Genomic DNA, 19,136 nt, shown 5'->3' on the forward strand with positions numbered 1-19,136 from the left:
GGCATAATCAGAAAGCAGGCCGGGAGTGATCAATTCATGAGTATCCGTATTGTCATCGCCGAAGATCAGGCGTTGGTCAGGGGGGCATTGGTTGCCCTGCTCAAACTCGAAGGCGATATTGACGTCGTCGGGGAGGCGGGAGATGGCAAGGCTGCACTCAAGCTGGCTGAATCGCTCGAACCCGACATCGTGCTCACCGATGTCGAAATGCCAGTCATGACCGGCCTTGAACTGGCAGGCGAGATTAAGCGCCGCAATGTCAAAACCAAAGTGGTCATTGTCACAACCTTTGGCCGTGCCGGGTTTCTGCGCCGTGCGATGGATGCGGGCGTCTATGGTTATCTGCTAAAGGATGCGCCCAGCGAACAACTCGCGGCTGCGTTAAGAAAGGTGATGGCTGGTCAACGTGCTATTGCGCCCGAACTGGCACTGGCTGGCTGGGAGGCCGACGATCCACTGACTGATCGCGAGCGTCAGGTATTGCGACTGGCGGGCGAAGGCAAAAGTGCGGCCGATATTGCGGGCAGCATTCATCTCTCGGAAGGCACCGTTCGCAACTATTTATCGGAAGCGATCAACAAACTGGGCGCCGCCAACCGGGTCGATGCGGCACGCATGGCTCGAGAAAAAGGCTGGCTGTAAAATACAAAAGGCCCGAACGGGCCTTTTTACCTTGATGTCGATGTGCCCGCATCTGGTCGGCGCACACAAATTCTCGTTTAATCCTTCGGTACCATGACCACTTTCAGGCCCATATCATTCATGGCCTTCAGCAGTTGCGGGTCAAGACCATCGTCGGTAATCAGCATGCTGATGCGGTCGAGTCCGACAATTTTGTGCAGGCAGATTTTACCCACTTTGCTTGAGTCGGTAATCGCAATGATTTCACCTGATACCTCTGCCATCCGCCGGTTGAGCATGGCCTCATCCGCGTTATGGGTCGTGATGCCATAGTTGATATCAAGGCCATCGACACCCAGAAACAGTTTGTTAAACCGATAGTGGTCAAAGCTGGCTTCAGCCTGAGGGCCTTGAAAGGACATCGATTTTTTGCGCAGATTGCCACCGGTGATCATTACCTCGACCCCTTCGGCATCTGCAAGCTCGGCTGCTACGTTCAGACCATTCGTCATCACGGTAACGCCGGATTTATTCTTGAGGTGCTTGGCCAGCTGGAGAGTGGTCGATCCGGCATCAATGATGATGGTTTCGTTTTCGCCAACTAATCGTGCAGCTTCGGCACCAATCCGTGCCTTCACTGGATGATTGATGGCATCGCGCTGGGCTACACTTTGTTCAACCATTGCTGCACGGTTGAAATAAGCGCCGCCATATGCGCGAGTGATCAGGCCCTTTTCCTCCAAAGCAGCCAGATCATTGCGGATTGTCACAGCGGACACATTGAACCTGGCGACCAGATCACTGACCTCGACGCTCCCATGTTCAATGAGATGATTCAGGATAATTTCCCTGCGTTGACTTGTTTTTTTCATGCTTGACCTTGTGAACTGTGCTGACGATGCTCAGGTTGTCGCAACTCCACATGCACGCGCATATTGGTTCAGCACACGCTCTACTTTATGGCGGGCCAGAGCAACAGGATCAGAATCCAGTTCCCCCAACAGAACTGCCTGATACTGCTCTGGCATGTACTGACTCAAGACACACAATGGAATCGCCGTTTGACGAAGGTTCTGAATCATTCGATTCAACGCTTCCATGACCTTGGCATCCCCCCAATAATACCGCGAACGGTCACTAAAGCTAAAGCGTCGGAGCCAAAGTTGTAGTTGTGCGTCGCCTTGATAATACTTTTGCCAGTATTTTGGTTGCGCAATCATCACAGAATCAAGTACATCAGGTAAAGCAGAATAACATTCAGCTGATACCACTTCCCTTTCGATCGCTGCCAGCGCAAACCACCCCTCACGCAATGCATGGGTCACGCCGGGGCCCACTTTTAGAATGGCGAAGCGGTCACGAACCAGCGCAGTCAATGCAGCCTCAGGCTGATAGTCCGTTGAATGTGCCTCGAAAACCATGCTCGGATAGGCGTCAATCATGCGGGTCAGTGCCACAGCGTTTGCGGGCGTGTACTGCTGAACACTGGTATGGTCAAAATCCACGCCCGGTTGAACCACCAGCGCCATAATGCGTGACCACGCGGATGCCAGACCTGCCGCGATAAAGGCCTGACGATGCGCTTCAATCGTCGAAGCTGCAGCTTCGGGACGCGTCACTGCCACGCCCCCGCCAAGCGATGTTTCACCGCCCGGCACCGGCACTTCCGTACCAATGACATATGCCATTTCATCGCTTAGCCCGATATCCACCGCTGCACTTTCTGCCACTGCGCACAATCGCGCCGCCCGTTCTGCGATCAACGCTTCGGACAATACTGCCTGATCATCTGCACAGCGCATGCTGCAATCCAGATGGATTTTGCTAAATCCCGCACGAACGTAGGCATCAATCAGCACATCGGCACGCGCCATGGCTTCAGCCGCTGGCAAGGCCTGCCAAGCATTCGGGCCGAGATGGTCGCCTCCCAGATGCAATTGACCGAGCGGAAAGGACTCCTCTGCTGCCAGTGTCTCGACCCACTGGCGAAACACAGCCGGGGTCATCCCTGTGTATCCGCCATATTGATCGACCTGATTACTGGTTGCCTCGATCAGCAGATCGATCCCCAATCGCCCGGCATGCGACATGGCTGCACGCAGTACATATTCATTGGCCGAACACACACTGTAGACACCTCGTACTTGATGCGTGTCACGCTGGGTCAGCGCATGATGCAGGCGATTCATCGGGTCTCCTGATGACGATGGAAGTAATTCAATAACACGGGGTCGAGTTCGGGCACATTCGCTGCGCCGCCGCCTGCCTTTAGGCATTCTGTTGCGCATACGCCAGTGACAACTGCCTGGCGGGCATCAACAGGGGTCACGGAAGGTGCAATCCCATCTAGAACAAAATCAAAAAATGCGCGGATGATGGCGGGATCGGCTCCGGCATGACTGCCATCGACACTCGCCACCGGAATCACCCGATCAGGCTCGCCAAACCTATCTGTTCTGGTATTAAAAAGGTGAATCGCACACTCACCGGAATCGCCGATATTTTCCAGACGGCCTCGCGTGCCGATCACCGTGTAGTTTCGGACTGCATCCGGCGTGAAATGACATTGCAGATAACTGGCCTGCACACCATTTCCCAGCTGCATCAACACCATATTGTGATCTTCGACATCAATATGCGGACTCATGCCGCCGTTGCTACCGGGCGGCCAGGCGTTGGTGTCGAAACGCACGGGTGGCACGGGATCCGCTGTCGCCCGGCGCGGGGTATCGCCATACACAGCCAGCGTGCCCATGGCACACACTCGACGGGTAGGCGCACCGGCCAGCCAGTGAATCATATCGATATCGTGTGCGCCCTTTTGCAGTAGCAGGCCTCCGGTATGGCAGATTTCGGAGTGCCAATCCTTGAAGTAGGCATCCCCGCCATACGAAACGAAATGGCGACACCAGATGGCCTTTACCTCGCCAATCACCCCGGCATCGATCAGCGATTTCATCGTCTGCAATACGGGGAAATAACGAAGGTTATGCCCGACAAATAATTTGGTGCCCGTGCGATAGGCCGTATCCAGGATGCGATCGCATCCCGCTACGCTGATCGCCAGCGGCTTTTCGAGGTAGACCGCTTTTCCGGCCTCCAACGCCGCACATGCATGTTCTTCGTGAAAATGATCCGGGCTGATGATAAAGACACTGTCGACATCATCGCCAGCCAACAATTCGCGGTAATCACCACAGAGGCGAATGTGCTCACCGTGCTTGTTGCGAAATGCTTGTAGCGCCGCAGGATTCGGATCCGCTGCGGCAGTCAGTACAATTCCTCGCCCCACAGACGCAACAAGATCAGCAAGTTTGCCGCGTAGGCCACCTGCACCAATAAACCCGACTCGATGCATACTGTTTCCTTTAGGCGATCACGTGCTGATCAAGCGGAGAAGTTGCTGCCGCGCATGCGATTCGTTCACCACTTTGCGCATCAAAGACATGGCAAAGCGCGGCATCTGCACGGAGGTGCAAGACTTGTCCGGTCTGGACATGAACATGCTCAGGCACCTGAATAACCATCAGATGATCGGCAATGTGCGCATGCACGATGCGTTCATTGCCCAGATACTCACTCAGGGTGACCGTAGCCTGCAGATTGGCCTCTGCCGCATCGCACTGGTGTAAATGATTGGGGCGGATGCCAATCCCCGCATCAGCCGGTATCGTGCGATACCCCGCTAGCAATGATTGTCCAAAGCGGGTACCCGCAAGAATCGAGAATGGCAGGACATTCATCGTGGGGGCACCGATAAATGTCGCAACAAACCGATTGCGTGGATGCCGATAGATCTCTTCCGGCGTACCGACTTGTTCTATGCGCCCCTTGTTCATGATCACGATGCGGTCGGCCAGCGTCATGGCCTCAACCTGATCATGCGTTACATACACCATTGTTGCTTTCACACGCTGATGCAACTCACGGATTTCAGTACGCATGGTGTGGCGGAGTTTGGCGTCGAGATTGGAGAGCGGCTCATCGAACAGAAATACCTTGGGCTTACGCACCATGGCACGCCCAATGGCTACGCGCTGCCGCTGCCCGCCAGACAATGCCGCCGGATAGCGATCCAGTAGCTGATCAAGTTCCAGTACGCGCGCAACTTCATCTACGGAAGTGCGGATTTGCGCTTTTGCCACGCCAGACATCTTCAAGCTGAAACCGATATTGTCCCGAACCGTCATATGCGGATAGAGCGCATAATTCTGGAACACCATGGCCACGCCGCGTTCCTTCGGGGACAGGTCGTTGACCCGCACATCGTCCATCAGCAGCTCACCCGTACTGATAGATTCGAGCCCGGCCAGCATGCGCAAGGTGGTGGATTTGGCGCATCCGGACGGTCCAAGAAGGACAATGAACTCCCCCTCGCGGATATCCAGATCCAGTCCGTGAACAACCGTATGCTGATCGAACGTTTTGCTTACACCAGAAAGACGAATCGTCGCCATAACGCCCTACCCTTTGATACCGGCGCTGGCGAGCCCGGCAATAAAATGACGCTGGAACAGCACAAACAATAACAGCAGAGGCGCAATCGCCATGACCGCCCCCGCCATCAATACAGGATAGCTGGTACCCGCACGGCTACCCAGCGATGCCAGCCCCACCGGCAGCGTCATGCGCGCTTCTTCCGTATTCACGATGAGTGGCCACAAGAGACTATTCCAGCTCCATAGCACCACAATAATCCCGAATGCAATCAGCCCTGACTTCACCAAGGGCAACATGATGTACCAGAAGGTTTGCAGCGGATTCAGGCCATCGACAATGGCCGCCTCTTCCAGCTCTTTGGGGAGGCCCTGAAAGAACTGCCGCAGCATGAATGCGCCATAAATACTGAACAGATTGGGCAGCACCAGACCTGTCATGGAATTCAGTAATCCCATGCGATTGATAATCATGAATTGCGGTATGACCAGCAGCTGAACGGGCACCATCAGAATCGACAGGCATACCACAAACAGCAGATCGCGCCCTGGGAACTTCAGCCTTGCAAAGGCATAGGCAGCCATGGCAGAAATAGCCACCTGCCCTGCTACCACAATGAGCGTGGCGCAAAGCGTATTGAAGTAAAAGCCAAGAAAAGGCATTTCCTGAAAGACTAAGGCATAGTTTTCCGCATGCCAGACAGCCGGCAATACAGTCGGTGGAGTTTGAATCGACTCAGTTTGCGTCTTGAACGATGTAAGCATCATCCATAGAAATGGCCCAACCGTTAATAATGCAGACAGTGCCAGAACAAGATGGGCAACAGGAGAGGATTTCTTCAGCGTACTCATGCTTATTGTCCTTGCCAGCGAGTCAGGTAACGGTTCAATTTAAGCTGTGCAACTGTCAGCAGCATGGTGATGGCAAACAGCACCATTGCCACTGCCGAGGCATAGCCTTTTTCCTGCTCTTCAAAGGCATACTTGTAAAACAGATAGACAATAGATTGCGCATGATCCTCGACCAGCGGATTGCGTCCCACCAGCATATAGATCAGATCGAAAATCTGTAAAACCTCGATCAGGGTCATGACCGATACGAAAAATAAGGTAGGCACCATCTGGGGCAGAATCACGTAGCGAAAACGTGCCCATTTACCCGCACCATCCATCCAGGCTGCCTCCAGCATTTCACCGGGTACGGCTTGCAATCCGGCAAGCAAAATCACCATCTTTACCGCGATTGAGCTCCATACCAGCACTGCCATGATGCTGATTCGGACAACCTGAGGGTCTGCGAGCCATGCCTGTGGATCGACCTGAAATTGCTCCAGAAGCTGATTCAACAGGCCGAAATCGAAGTCAAATATCCAGCGCCACACCAGTGCAACCGCAGTCGACATGGTCACGGCCGGTACGAATAGGAGGGTCCGGTACACCCCGATGCCCTTCACATTGGCATTCAACGCAAGGGCTAAGCCTAGCGAAATGGCCAGAATCAAGGGCACACAGACCACTGCATAGACGCAGGTATTCCACAGCGCCGCACGCAGCTTTTCATCGGACCACAAGCGTACATAGTTATCCAGCGTCAGGTGCTGCCACGCACCAAATGCACCCAGATCGGTGAAGCTATAGAACACACTCTGAAGCAATGGCAGCACAAAAAAGATGCTCAGTCCCAGCACCAGAGGCAAGACCATCAGCATGCCGTAACGCTGGTGTTGCCGCGCAATGCGCTCGGGTGGTCCGGCCCTGAATTGTTGAACCGCCATGCTACTTTTCCGATGCCAGAATCTGATTTACATCACTAACCACTACGGGCATCACCTTTGCGGGATCCTGCCCCATCCAGACCTTATTCAGCCCTTCGTACAGCTTTTTGTTCCACTTTGCGGTGTAAAGCGACACTGGATAGGGGTAGGACTGACCGAGCGCATTCACATAAGCACTGACATCCATCGGGAATGCTTTCACCCAGTCAGCCTGTGCAGACAATCTGGCCGGTATGACGGTGCGTGTAGACGCCAGCTGTCGCTGCGCCCAATCGCCGGCCATAAACGATACAAATTTCCACGCTTCGTCTTTGTTTTTGCTGCTTTGGGTAATGACATTCGCCAATGAGTGCGCTACGGAGACCGATTTGGCCAGCGCAGGCATCTGCACGACGCCAATCTGATCTTTCAGTGCGGGATTGTCTGTAAGCGGCTTCGCTTGCCACGAACCGGCATACAGCATTCCCACCCGTCCCGACTGAAACAGATCTGCACCTTGCACACCGCCAATCTGCAGCACATTGGCAATGAGCCCCTTTCCCATGAGGGCTTGCAGCTTGCGTAATGCGTCTACCGACTGTGGTTCAGCCATTCCCGACCTGGTGCGATCCGCACTCAGGATATTGCCGCCATTGGATGGAATGATGTTGTAATAGGTTTCCTGCCCATTGCCCAGCAGATCCATAAAGATGGGGTACACTTTACGACCATGCTTTTGCTGCAGCTTTTGCGCCGCAGCAGTCATATCGTCCCATTTCCAGTTATTGCCGGGAACAGCCACACCCGCCTCGGTAAACAACTTTTTGTTGTACCACACTGCAACTGAGTCAATGTCGCGCGGAAGCCCGTACTGCCGCCCCTGATAATTAAATGATTTAACTGACGCTGGAACAAAGTCCTCCAGCTTAAGGCCGGATTTAGCGATATAGTCATCCAGCGGAATAATGGCTTTATTACGTGCATAATTTTGCACATTCACCATATTCATCCACATCACATCAGGGGCTACGCCGCCAGTGACGGCTGCCTCCATTTTTAGCCAGTACTGGCTATTTGAAGCGCTATCCGGAATCAGCTCGACATTGACATGTATGCCGGGATTCGCTTTTTCGAATTGCTGAATAATGGTACGAATTGCGGGCAGCTGATTTTTATCCCAGATGGCATAGCGCAAATCGCCAGCCTGTGCAGCCATGCCAGCCACTGCCAATAAGCCGGCCAGAAATGTTTTGAGTCGTGCGGGTTGTTTCATGGTCTCCTCATTTTCCCCGTACTATGCATGTCTCTGTTGCAACAGTTCCGGTTATCTTTCCAGATACTGCCTGAACAGTAAGGCTGCGCCGCGTGTCGCGCCGGCATCGCCAAAATATGGGCCGCGAACCGGTGGCACCTGTGCGGCTTTAAAAATATGCTGCTGAATTGCGCTGGGTAGCGCAGAATACATTTCCTCTATGAGGGAAAGCCCACCACCCAGAACAATGACACCGGGATCGAGCACCAGCACAATATTGGCCAGCCCGTACCCCAGAATATCCGTAATCATCGCAAAGAATTGTCTGGCCGCCACGTCGCCAGCCCGCATGTCCGCAACAATATCCGGGGTTGATTTATCGGTGCCAAATTGGTGCCGATATAACGCAGCAATACCTGTTCCGCTGATATAGCGTTCCAGGCACCCAGATAAGCCACATCCGCACTCAAATATGGGTAGCTGATACTTTATCTGCAATGGCGCAGAAATAGGCATATGCCCCCATTCGCCTGATATACCCTGGCGGGAGGGAATCAGCACACCGTCGACGCAGATGCCCGCGCCAGCACCGGTTCCCAGAATGGCGCCGAATACAGTGCGAGACTGCGAGCCGCTTCCGCCATTGGCTTCGGATAATGCGAACAACTGACAGTCGTTACCTACGACCACAGTGCGCTTGAGGCGGGATTCGAGATCAGCGGCAACACAACGACCATTGATCGCTGGAATATTGGAACTGAAGCAGGCGCCGGTATCCGGATCGCGCAATCCAGGTATACCGACACCCAGGCCGGACAGCGTCCCCAGTTGCAGCTCGGCTTCGTTCACCAACGATATCACACAGGAGAGGAATGCCTCGTAGTCCTCACCGGGTGTTGCCACCCGACGAACAAATAAGCATTCGTTGGCATCGTTGTAGACCGCCAGTTCGATTTTTGTGCCGCCGATATCGATCCCGCCCACATGCATTTCAGTGTGCCTCCGAACCCCGCAGATAAGGATGAATACGCACGCCCTGAACCACCCGATTGACCGATCCATCCGGGAAGGGATTATCAGGTGTCAGTACCATGCGCATGGATTGCTGCAATGCCAGCTGCTGCAATAAGGTCACCATCACCGGTGCCGTCCAGGCCGGCGCCAAATCGGCAAGCGGCAAAACAATATTTAAATCGTTGTTGCGAGCATGCAGGGTATCATCAAGCGGCACCGGACTTACGACAATTACACGACAAGCCCGTGTACCTGTGCGCAGCTCACGAATGATATCGAGATCATACTGGCGGGTATGTGCATCGGATGAAAGCATCACGCACACCAGGGTTTCATCATTCACGAATGCTTTCGGACCATGACGCAAACCCAGGCTGCTTTCGTAAATGGCTTCCAGCCGTCCCGCAGTCAACTCCAGCACCTTCAGTGCCCCCTCTCGTGCAACCGCTGTCAGCGGCCCACTACCAAGATAGACCAGGCGTTTGAAGGACTCACTGGCCAGCGTATAGCCAAAGAGTGAATGCTCACCCTTGAGTAGATCCCGTGCTACGTCAGCCACTTGCGTGACCTGTGCTGCGGCCGACTTATAGTCACTGGAAAAGCACACCAGTGCCGCAAGCAGCATGGTGCTGTAGCTACTGGTCATCGCGAATCCGCCATCACACGATGCAGCGGGCATGGCCACGTTCAACGTATCGACCTGATCTGCATTTTGCACGGCAAGTGCGCCAGACTCATTACAGTGGATATTCAGAAAGCGGCAGCCTGCTTGTTGAATACGTACGATATTGACCGCCTCCAGGCTTTCCGGGCTATTGCCACTGCGCGCAAAGGAAACCAGCAAGGTGGGGCGTTGCATGCCCAGCACATCCGGGCTTGAAACGATATCGGTCGTGGCAATTGCCTGAACATGGCAAGACAATCTACCGCGCAAATGTGCGGCAACAGACTCGCCCACATAGGCCGATGTACCTGCGCCCGTAAAAATAATCTGTGCAGCAGGATTGGCGATAAAGGGCGATAGCCATGCTCGCACCTCCTCAAACGCACTTCCCAGCCGGAGTACCATTGCCTTCCAGACATCCGGTTGTTGCATGATTTCGCGTGCGGTCAGAATGCCGCCAGCTGTTTGCCATTCTGCTTCCGAGCGCCCTAGAAGGACCATACCTGCATCAGCCATGCTGCCCTCCGCTCACTGTTCGTATTTGAAAAATATTGAGAATCATGTTCATGTTGGTTCTTGCGATGCCAGACAGTCTTCCGCATCACACACTCGGGGCAGATTCCTCAGGGTTATCCTGCCAGACCCCACCCCTATTTTCTTTCGTTTCATTGCATATTAACACTCACCAATTTCGTTGTATATATCTTCAAACAAAATCGAAAGAATACATACTTTTGCATATTTAAAGGGGCAGGCCAGCTGTGACAAATACCACTTTTTAGCAGACCTCCCCCTGTCTAATGCCTCAGAACGTGCATCTTGCTAATGGCAGCCCTACCAGAACTTGTAGCCAGCCGAGAGTCGCACAATGCGTCCATACAAGCCCAGATATTCATAGCCATTTGCGCCATAACCACCACGCGGATCATACGCAGGGCGATGATCCAGCAGGTTCTGCATATTCAGATTGAGGTTGAGATTACGCACGGGCTGCCAGCCGAGGTTCAGCGTCCAGTAGGTGCTGGATGGCAGGCCATTCTTGCAGATGCTTTCATTACTTGTAGGATTGTTGGCGCAGCTATCCGGCTCCCAGCTGGGGTCAAACCATGACATGCTCTCGCCCGATGCACCTACGCCGCGCAAGGCCTGCGGGCCGACATAATTCGCCATCAGACTGGCGTTGTATTCACGCTTGCCCCAATTCACGGCAAAAGTCGAGGTCAAGCGAGGCATCATGTAGGTGCCCACAGCATTGTCCGACCACTGGCCTTCCGGATCGGTGATCTTGTTGCGGTTTTTGTAAGTTGCCTGCCAGTTGAACGACAGATTACCGGCCTCACCCAGATTCCAGCGCGCATTGGCACTGACATCAAACCCATCCACCAGCGACTTGCCCTGGTTGATAAAGGAATTTGTCACACCGGCGAGCTTGCCCAGCGTATAGGTCGGCACAACTGGACAGGCGCCGGGATTACCCTTGCACAGTCTTGCCACGATGGACTCGATATCTGCATCAGCCAAAGACTTTGGTGCGCGCAAAAAGACGCCCGGAACGGATTGAACCGACTTGCCGTACTTTTCCAGCGCATCGGCCAGAACAACTGTCGCATCCTGCTGAATGATTTCATTCTTGCGATTAAAGAAGAAATAGTCGGCCGACACGTCAAACCACTTAACAGGCTGAAATACGAAACCGGCGCTGCTAATCCGTGTTTTCTCCGGCTGCAAATCAGGATTGGGGCGTGTTACACCGCCAACAAACTGGTTTCCGCACTCGTTACGCTGTAGGTCGTTTCCTTTTTTGACATCCCCCTTTGCGCCATAGTTGATCAGCACATTTGCCAGCTCGGATGCTTCTTCGCAACGATACTGATCATTTGCACTGACAATCCGGTAAACCCCCCCATTCCCCGACTCGGCCAGACTCGGTGCGCGGAATCCTTCCGAATAGCTACCACGCACAAGCAGTGCTTCGCTCGCGGCATATTTCAACCCGACCTTAGGCACGACATTGGTACTGAAGCCGGGATATTTGTCGACGCGCGCAGCGACATTCAACTCCAGCTTGCCACTCACCGGCACCAGCACTTCGCTGAATACTGCGCCTACAGTGCGACCGCCCTCAAACCACGAACCACCCTGCCACCAGATATCTCCATTAGCCGCTGCAGCATCGCCGGGACTACTAAAATACTGTCGACTGACTGTCCCGCCTGCAGCGAGCATCACATCCCCTGCCGGCAGCTCGGCAATCCTGCCGCTCAGCTTGGCATCCAGCGTGGTAAACCGATCGTGTCCGGGATAGACAACATCCGGATACATCTTTTCAAGCAGTGCACGGTTGGCGGCACTGGTCTGGCCGAATTGATAGCGCGCATTGGGGCTGATCAGTGGCAGCACAAGCACATCTCCCGGTACAGGATTGCCGTAATAATCCTTCTGCTGAACAGTCAAGGTATCAAACTTGCCCGTATCCGGATTTCCCAGTGCGTAGGTCATGCCCGATACACTCATATTGGAACCGCGCTGATGCATTTCAGCACGGGAACCTGCCAGCGTCAGGCCAGCTTCCCAATCCCAGGCACCCACCGCCCCCTTCAGGCCGGCCACCACGCGGTATTCACGATCCTGCGATGACTGGCGGAACAGAGAAATATCATCCTGAAACTGATACAACATCGCCGTGGCCCCCCCAAATCGCGGATCACGCTTGTCTGCGGGCACGATGTTGTAAGGATGATTAGCCGAGAGATATGGAAACTCGAAGACATGGAAGTTGGTGCCCGTATTACGGGCATACCACCCTCCACCGTATCCGGGCGAACCCGAGTAGGCATATCCCGGCCCGACATTGCTTCCCATGTCGATGGTGGTATACGACAATTCCGCAAATCCCTGCAGATTGTCATTGAAGCGATAGTGGCCGTTCAGGTACAGATTATTACGATCCGATTCGGGCGAAAAAATCCCGCCTTTGAGCGTGTTCACCACACAATTCGAGCCATATTCAGGCCCGTACGGCTGGACAATGTTCTTGCAGCCGGGGCCGGCATAGGCAACGCTTCTGGCCCCATACTGCGTCCCCGGGTTGATCTCGCCCATTGAACTGCCATTCGGATAGTAGCCATCCCAGTATGTTGGATTGAAGCTGTTCCATGTCGCCCCCGGCAGATTCACCACCTTATCGAGGTTGGTTTCCATCCGCTTGAAATGACTAAACGAGCCATACAGATTGTACCCATCGGCCTCCAGATCACCGAAGCCGTAGCTCACGCTGGCATTCATCTCGCGGTTGGTGGCGGACTTGATGGAACTCTGCGCATTTCCCTTAACCTCAAGCCCCTTGTAGCTCGACTTGGTGATGATGTTCATTACGCCGGCAATGGCGTCCGAGCCATACACGGCCGACGCCCCATCGGCCAGTATTTCTATACGTTCAATCGCATCTGCTGGAATGGCATCGATATTGACGAACTGATGCTGGAAATTCATCGGCGCGCCAAAGTTTGCCAGTCGACGCCCGTTGAGCAGTGTTAGCGTGGAATGCGCCCCTAGTCCGCGCAGATTAGCGCCGGACGCACCATCCCATCCTGAAAACAGGCTGTTGAAATCCTGCTCGCCTGCGCCTTGCACCATGCCCGGCACCTTGGTCAGGATCTCCTGCAACGTATTGGCACCCATTGCATCAATCTGCTGCCGGCTCACCACCTGCAACGGGGAGGCCGTTTCCTTGTCGATTCGTTTAATGCTCGATCCGGTGACTTCGATACGCTCAACTCGCTTTGGTGCATCGGACGCATTGCGGTCGTTTGACTTGCTTTCAACCTTTTCTACACTTACCGGCTCCTCTGCAAAAGCGCCCCCCACCAAACCGGCTGCCACCAGAGCCGCAACTATCCGATTCACTCTCATCCTGTTTTCCTTATGTAATTCGCCACGTTCATCAGCCTCTACCGCCTAGACGCCTGCTCATGTATCAGGATGTTCAAGCAAAAGCACGGCTAAAAAGTCGTCAAACAACAGTTTATATTCTTTCGCTTACCACCCATTTGAGAGCATGCCACCGCAAAGCAACGCAACACAACGAAAAAATAATGGCTTTGTAAAAAACATACAAAGCCATCGAAACAAAACAGACGAAAGAAAAATTTAGGAAGAATGCACAAGCCGCCCTGCCACCCATGTTCGTCTGACGCCTTCAAGATGCGGTGCAAGTGCGACCATGCTCGCGGTCTGTCCCGGCGCAAGCACCCCCAAATCAGGCCGGCGCAGTGCAAGCGCAGGATTACGTGATGCCAACGCCCAGACGCGTTCAAGGGGAAGCTCGAACCACTGCATTGCATACCGAACCGCATCGAGCAGATTCAGCGTACTGCCTGCGAGTCCACCGACATCGGTACGCGCTACACCATCTGTCACGGTCACAGTCATGGTGCCCAAGGCATACTGGCCGTCGGGCATGCCTGCTGCACGCATCGCATCGGAAATAAGGATGAGATGCGCCTCACCGGCACACGTCAATGCGATACGCGCTGCGGCAGGATGAACATGATGCCCATCCGCTATCAGCTCAATATGGGCGCCACGATGATCAAATCCTGCCCCTACCACGCCCGGATCACGATGATGCAGGCCGCGCATGCCGTTATAGCAATGCACGACCCCGGCAGCGCCTGCATGAAGGGCATGCGTTGTTTCGTCGTAACTCGCATCACTGTGGCCGATCAAGGTGCGCACACCGCGTGCTTGCAGCCACTGAATCGCTGCATCTGCCCCGGGCAACTCGGCGGCCAGCGCCACCGTATTGAGGGCGCCCTCAGACAGGGCATACCAGTGCGACAACTCCTGCACACTAATCGGGCGCATTAAGGGCACCGGGTGAGCGCCACAACATTTCGCGGTGAAATAGGGCCCTTCCAGATATGCGCCGACAATTTCTGCTCCCCGAGTCCCCGTACGCTTGCTTTCACGGATCTGAACGAGCGCAGCCTCAATTGCGTCAGGTTGGGCGGTCACGGTAGTAGGGGCAAATGCCCCGACACCATGGCGTGCCAGATAACATGCAATGCCATCAAGTGCGTCATGATTCGCATCCATGGTGTCAAGACCCATGGCGCCATGCACATGGCTATCCACCAGCGCCGGCATCAGCCAGGCATCTTCCAGATCCAGATCACACTCACCGTAATCTATCGCTTCGATTTTGCCTTCAGCATTGATTGCGACCGTTGCGTGATCCAGCCAGCCCTCTGCTGTTAACACGCGCGCAGCGCGCACTCTGACGGGGGATACCATGTGTCTTCCTTTTTATTCGCCTGACGTTTTACCGAGTTGATTCCACAGAAAGCGATATTCCATTGCGGCGATATCGGCAAATTGTGCAGCGCCATCGGCGCCGGCATGACCGCCTTCCTGATTCTCGAACAACCAGACGTTCTTCACGCCCATTGCCAGCATCCGGGCCACCATTTTGCGCGCATGGCCGGGATGTACCCGATCATCACGTGTGGAGGTTGAAAATAGCACCGATGGATAACGCACACCCTTTTTGACCAGGTGATAGGGTGAAAACGTGCTGATATAGGCCCACTGTGCCGGATCATCCGGGTTGCCGTATTCGTCCATCCACGATGCCCCTGCGAACAGCTTGTTGTACCGCTTCATGTCCAGCAGCGGTACATGGCTCAGAATGGCACCAAACAAATCCGGGCGTTGCGTCAACATCACGCCCATGAGTAAGCCGCCGTTACTGTAGCCCTCAATGGCCAGATATCGAGGGGAAGTGATTTTTCGCTTTATCAGGTCTTCCGCAATGGCGATAAAGTCATCGTAAGATCGCTGTCGATTCTCCCTGACCGCCGTTGCATGCCATTCCGGGCCATACTCGCCACCTCCGCGAATATTAGCCAGTACATAGACTCCACCTTTCGCCATCCACTCTTTGCCATTGCTGGAGGAGTAGAACGGGCGCTGACTGGACTCAAAACCGCCATAGCCATACATGAGTACGCGATTTTTGCCATCCAGTCGGATATCTTTTCGCTTCACGATGAAATAAGGCACCCGCGTGCCATCTTTGGAAACGGCAAACTGCTGCGCAACATCCAGACCACTTGCATCAAATCGTGCTTTATCTTGTTTCAGGAGCTCGCGCTCATCGCTGCCGGCCCGCCCAAGGGAAATGGATGAGGGCGTCAAAAAGTCGTTGTACTTCAGGAAGTATTCGTTCGAGCCCTCTGGATCAATTGCCGCAAAACTGGTCGAACCAAAACCCGGCACCTCAACAGGATGCGCCATCCAGCGCCCCTCAACCTTGCGCCATTCATAGGCAACGTTATGCACGTTTTCTAGTGCATTGACGATGATATAGTCACGGGTGATGGTATAACCATCCAGCGATCCACCCGTCCTTGGCTCGAACAAGGCGGTAAAAGCTGGCTGTCCAGATTGCAGGGCCGCAAAGTCGCCAATCAGCAAACTGCCACCCTTCCAGATTCGTCCACTGACTTCCCAGTCAGATCGCAAACTGATCAGGACTTCCTTTCCCAGAAAGTCCACTTCGGCGTCCCCGGGTATCGCCACCCGTATCAGCTTGCCGTGCTCGCGTACCCACGTTTCATTCTTATAGAAACTGACGATCCGGCTAAACACCTGATGCCGTATACCCTGGCGATCGCTGACATGGGCAGATACACCCAGATCCTCCTTTTCGCCACTGAATACGGTTTCAGCGATGTCGACCGGTGTACCACGTTTCCACAGCTTTACCACTCGCGGATAGCCCGATTGCGTACTGTCTTCCGCACCGGTCGCACGCGAAATCAGGACTGTATCGCGATCCAGCCAGCTAATGCCTTGCTTGGCTTCTGGCAGTACAAATCCATCCTTCACAAACTGGCGCGTAGCGAGATCGTATTCCCGCACGACACTGGCATCTCCCCCGCCGCGCGTAAAGGTCAGTAGACAACGGTCGTGCTCAGGCTTGCGGCAAATTGCGCCTCCCCAACTCCAGCGCTCGCCTTCATCTTTTGCCAGCTGATCTACATCTAGCATCGTCTCCCAGACAGGTTCTGCTTTGCGGTATTCATCGAGCGTCGTGCGGCGCCATACGCCACGGGTATGCACGGCATCGGTGTAGAAATGGTAAAAATAGGTGCCAATCTTGCTGACGTGCGGGATATGGTCGGTGGCCGTCATGATGTCCATGACTTCCTTGCGGGTCGATTCGAACAGCGGATCGGCGTGCGTCATAGCAAGGGTTCGCGCATTTTGCCCGGCAACCCACTCGGTTGCTTTGGCACCGTGCACTTCTTCCAGCCAGAGATAGGGGTCAAGTTCTGCCGCAGCGACTCCGAACGCAGCGCAAATCAGCGCTGCCATATGCATACATTTCAATTGTCTCTCCTGATATGTTCTTGTGCTTGCGATCGCTCCAGCGCAAGCTGCAGGAAAAATACAGCAAATCACAATGAAAAGACAATATCTTATTTTCGTTTAATTTCTTTTTCATAACCTATATTCGCAAAAATGCCCTCGCATGGAGGGCATTTGCAAACGCTCTACTCCGTTATCAGCGCTTTGGATAAGGGGACTTGCCTTTATCCTTGATAAACCGTTCGATACGCGCTTCTAGTACAGGCAGAGGTACCGACCCAAGTTGCAGCACAGTATCGTGGAAATTGCGCAGATCAAACTTGTCTCCCAGCGCCTGCTCGGCATGACGTCGTACCTTGAACATGGTCATTTCGCCTAAATAGTACGACAGCGCCTGCCCCGGCCAGGAAATGTAACGATCGACTTCAGTCTCAATTTCGTGATCGGACAAGGCAGTGTTATCACGCAAATAAGCCTGCGCCTGCTCGCGCGTCCAGCCCATCGCGTGAATCCCCGTATCCACCACGAGGCGTGCCGCGCGCCAAGCCTGATAACTCAGCATGCCAAATACTTCGTAAGGCGTGTCGTACATCCCCATTTCTACGCCAAGGCGCTCGCAATAGAGCGCCCAGCCTTCACCATATGCCGATATGTAGGCTCCCCGGAAGGCGGGAAACGACTTCTGCTCCATAGCGATCGGCATCTGAAATGCGTGACCCGGCGCAGATTCATGAAGCGTTAAGGCCGGCAGGCTATACAGTGCTCGGGAAGGCAAATTCCATGTATTCACCAGATACTCACCCGGTCCACCCCGTCCGGAGGTATAGAACGGTGCTTGATCGGCCGGGACGGGATAGATACCGAAGCGCATTCTCGGCAGGTATCCAAAGTACCGATACGCCTTGGCGTCGAACTTCTTTGCAATCCAGGCCGCCTGCTTCAATAGCTCGTCGGGCGTCTTGGCATAGAACTGCTGATCCGTTCGCAAAAACTGCAAAAACTGCGGCAAGTCACCTTCGAATCCGGCCTTGCGCATGGTTTCATGCATTTCGTTACGGATGCTGGCCATTTCGGCAAGCCCTGTCTGGTGGATGGACTCGGGCGAAAGATCCAAGGTCGTGAACTCACGAATCTTGGAACGGTAGTAGGTCATACCCTCTGGCAGGTCACGTGCGCCCAATGTCTCACGGGTATGAGGGATATATTCATCACGTACAAAGGTCAGCAGTTTGCGATACGCAGGTAAAACCGTTGCCTGAATCACATGCTCCGCCTCGTCCCGCAGAGCCTGCTTGCGCGCCGGTGAAATGGTACCCGGCAGTTGCTTGAACGGCTTAAAGAATGCGGTTTCCTTAGGGTCGCTGATATCAATCAGTGCCAGAATGGACACCTCGCGCCCCTGCAGCGTCACCCGCGCCGGCGTGAAGCCGCGAGCAAGGCCCGCACGCATATTCACCATTTGCTCATCAAAATATCGGGGAATATCACGCAACTCGGCAAGGTACTGCATCACCCGCTTTTCACTGACAAAGGGATACTTTGCCTCGTCTGCGGGCTGACTCCAGAACGCCGTGTCGGCATTCAGCGGCATTTCATAATCTTTAAACCGGATCTGTTCGATCAGCACCTGCAATTGATAGCGATAAATCTGATAATTGGTTTGTGCTTCTGGCGTTAACTGATGCACATCGATGCGATCGAGTTTGCGCATCACCGCCTGCCAGTATGTCAGTGCCTTTTTCTGGCTTGCTGCATTCACGCGGGGAAGCCCGCTCTCCTGATCACCCCGATTTTCCGGATCATCACTCAGCGCACTGGACTGCCGCCACTTCCATTCCTGTTCGTAAATGCGGCGAAAGTTCGCGTCCTCTCCAGCTTCATGTTTTGCTGCCTGCGCTGTACTCACCAGTACGAGTAAGCCTATCGCCAGTAATTGACTGGATTTCATCTGCATTCCGCATGGTCATAGACAATCATTCATCCTGAACCATAGAAGGATAAAAACGCAAGTGACAGAAATG

Annotated in this window: 14 protein-coding genes; 1 reads left to right on the top strand and 13 read right to left on the bottom strand. The window is 54.1% G+C overall.

Annotated elements, in window-relative coordinates:
• Positions 1 to 36: 36 nt before the first annotated feature.
• A complete protein-coding gene (locus KSF73_14000; GenBank protein ID MBV1776825.1) occupies positions 37 to 642 on the top strand; it encodes a response regulator transcription factor in 606 nt (201 codons plus the stop codon).
• Between the two features lie 77 nt (positions 643 to 719).
• Here KSF73_14000 and KSF73_14005 read toward each other — a convergent pair whose 3' ends face one another.
• From KSF73_14005 to KSF73_14065, 13 genes are all read right to left on the bottom strand, one after another.
• Positions 720 to 1,493, bottom strand: coding sequence for a DeoR family transcriptional regulator (locus tag KSF73_14005; protein MBV1776826.1), 774 nt, complete (start codon positions 1,491 to 1,493; stop codon positions 720 to 722).
• 30 nt (positions 1,494 to 1,523) lie between these two features.
• On the bottom strand, positions 1,524 to 2,810 hold the full coding sequence (locus KSF73_14010; protein MBV1776827.1) for a D-tagatose-bisphosphate aldolase, class II, non-catalytic subunit: 1,287 nt from the start codon (positions 2,808 to 2,810) through the stop codon (positions 1,524 to 1,526).
• Positions 2,807 to 3,979 carry a Gfo/Idh/MocA family oxidoreductase gene (locus KSF73_14015; protein MBV1776828.1) on the bottom strand — a complete coding sequence of 391 codons (1,173 nt, stop codon included), beginning with the start codon at positions 3,977 to 3,979 and terminating at the stop codon, positions 2,807 to 2,809. Before KSF73_14015 ends, KSF73_14010 begins: the two co-directional genes overlap by 4 nt.
• Positions 3,980 to 3,989: 10 nt before the next feature.
• A complete protein-coding gene (gene ugpC, locus KSF73_14020) occupies positions 3,990 to 5,078 on the bottom strand; it encodes a sn-glycerol-3-phosphate ABC transporter ATP-binding protein UgpC (protein MBV1776829.1) in 1,089 nt (362 codons plus the stop codon).
• Positions 5,079 to 5,084: 6 nt separating this feature from the next.
• Positions 5,085 to 5,909, bottom strand: coding sequence for a carbohydrate ABC transporter permease (locus tag KSF73_14025; GenBank protein MBV1776830.1), 825 nt, complete (start codon positions 5,907 to 5,909; stop codon positions 5,085 to 5,087).
• Positions 5,910 to 5,911: 2 nt separating this feature from the next.
• Positions 5,912 to 6,832: a sugar ABC transporter permease gene (locus KSF73_14030; protein MBV1776831.1), complete on the bottom strand. Its 921-nt coding sequence runs from the start codon at positions 6,830 to 6,832 to the stop codon at positions 5,912 to 5,914.
• Position 6,833: 1 nt separating this feature from the next.
• Positions 6,834 to 8,084: a sugar ABC transporter substrate-binding protein gene (locus tag KSF73_14035; protein ID MBV1776832.1), complete on the bottom strand. Its 1,251-nt coding sequence runs from the start codon at positions 8,082 to 8,084 to the stop codon at positions 6,834 to 6,836.
• Between the two features lie 51 nt (positions 8,085 to 8,135).
• A complete protein-coding gene (locus KSF73_14040) occupies positions 8,136 to 9,053 on the bottom strand; it encodes an ROK family protein (protein ID MBV1776833.1) in 918 nt (305 codons plus the stop codon).
• A 1-nt stretch (position 9,054) separates the two neighbouring features.
• Positions 9,055 to 10,257 (bottom strand): SIS domain-containing protein, encoded by a 1,203-nt coding sequence (locus KSF73_14045; protein MBV1776834.1) that lies wholly within the window; start codon positions 10,255 to 10,257, stop codon positions 9,055 to 9,057.
• Positions 10,258 to 10,575: 318 nt separating this feature from the next.
• A complete protein-coding gene (locus KSF73_14050) occupies positions 10,576 to 13,653 on the bottom strand; it encodes a TonB-dependent receptor (protein ID MBV1776835.1) in 3,078 nt (1,025 codons plus the stop codon).
• A gap of 237 nt (positions 13,654 to 13,890) precedes the next feature.
• Entirely contained in the window at positions 13,891 to 15,036 is a 1,146-nt protein-coding gene (gene nagA, locus KSF73_14055; GenBank protein MBV1776836.1) for an N-acetylglucosamine-6-phosphate deacetylase, read from the bottom strand.
• 12 nt (positions 15,037 to 15,048) lie between these two features.
• Complete coding sequence (locus KSF73_14060) at positions 15,049 to 17,127, bottom strand: prolyl oligopeptidase family serine peptidase (GenBank protein ID MBV1776837.1); 2,079 nt, start codon at positions 17,125 to 17,127, stop codon at positions 15,049 to 15,051.
• 184 nt (positions 17,128 to 17,311) lie between these two features.
• Complete coding sequence (locus tag KSF73_14065) at positions 17,312 to 19,069, bottom strand: DUF885 family protein (protein ID MBV1776838.1); 1,758 nt, start codon at positions 19,067 to 19,069, stop codon at positions 17,312 to 17,314.
• Between the last annotated feature and the right edge of the window lie 67 nt (positions 19,070 to 19,136).

It is taken from the genome of Burkholderiaceae bacterium DAT-1 (assembly GCA_019084025.1).
Taxonomy (GTDB): domain Bacteria; phylum Pseudomonadota; class Gammaproteobacteria; order Burkholderiales; family Chitinimonadaceae; genus DAT-1.

What these genes read in the sequence shown, in the direction of transcription:
- ugpC (MBV1776829.1), bottom strand. Translation starts at nt 5,078, where the DNA reads ATGGCGACGATTCGTCTTTCTGGTGTAAGCAAAACGTTCGATCAGCAT.
- KSF73_14060 (MBV1776837.1), bottom strand. Translation starts at nt 17,127, where the DNA reads ATGCATATGGCAGCGCTGATTTGCGCTGCGTTCGGAGTCGCTGCGGCA.
- KSF73_14000 (MBV1776825.1), top strand. Translation starts at nt 37, where the DNA reads ATGAGTATCCGTATTGTCATCGCCGAAGATCAGGCGTTGGTCAGGGGG.
- KSF73_14025 (MBV1776830.1), bottom strand. Translation starts at nt 5,909, where the DNA reads ATGAGTACGCTGAAGAAATCCTCTCCTGTTGCCCATCTTGTTCTGGCA.
- KSF73_14035 (MBV1776832.1), bottom strand. Translation starts at nt 8,084, where the DNA reads ATGAAACAACCCGCACGACTCAAAACATTTCTGGCCGGCTTATTGGCA.
- nagA (MBV1776836.1), bottom strand. Translation starts at nt 15,036, where the DNA reads ATGGTATCCCCCGTCAGAGTGCGCGCTGCGCGCGTGTTAACAGCAGAG.
- KSF73_14010 (MBV1776827.1), bottom strand. Translation starts at nt 2,810, where the DNA reads ATGAATCGCCTGCATCATGCGCTGACCCAGCGTGACACGCATCAAGTA.
- KSF73_14030 (MBV1776831.1), bottom strand. Translation starts at nt 6,832, where the DNA reads ATGGCGGTTCAACAATTCAGGGCCGGACCACCCGAGCGCATTGCGCGG.
- KSF73_14045 (MBV1776834.1), bottom strand. Translation starts at nt 10,257, where the DNA reads ATGGCTGATGCAGGTATGGTCCTTCTAGGGCGCTCGGAAGCAGAATGG.
- KSF73_14065 (MBV1776838.1), bottom strand. Translation starts at nt 19,069, where the DNA reads ATGCAGATGAAATCCAGTCAATTACTGGCGATAGGCTTACTCGTACTG.
- KSF73_14040 (MBV1776833.1), bottom strand. Translation starts at nt 9,053, where the DNA reads ATGCATGTGGGCGGGATCGATATCGGCGGCACAAAAATCGAACTGGCG.
- KSF73_14050 (MBV1776835.1), bottom strand. Translation starts at nt 13,653, where the DNA reads ATGAGAGTGAATCGGATAGTTGCGGCTCTGGTGGCAGCCGGTTTGGTG.
- KSF73_14005 (MBV1776826.1), bottom strand. Translation starts at nt 1,493, where the DNA reads ATGAAAAAAACAAGTCAACGCAGGGAAATTATCCTGAATCATCTCATT.
- KSF73_14015 (MBV1776828.1), bottom strand. Translation starts at nt 3,979, where the DNA reads ATGCATCGAGTCGGGTTTATTGGTGCAGGTGGCCTACGCGGCAAACTT.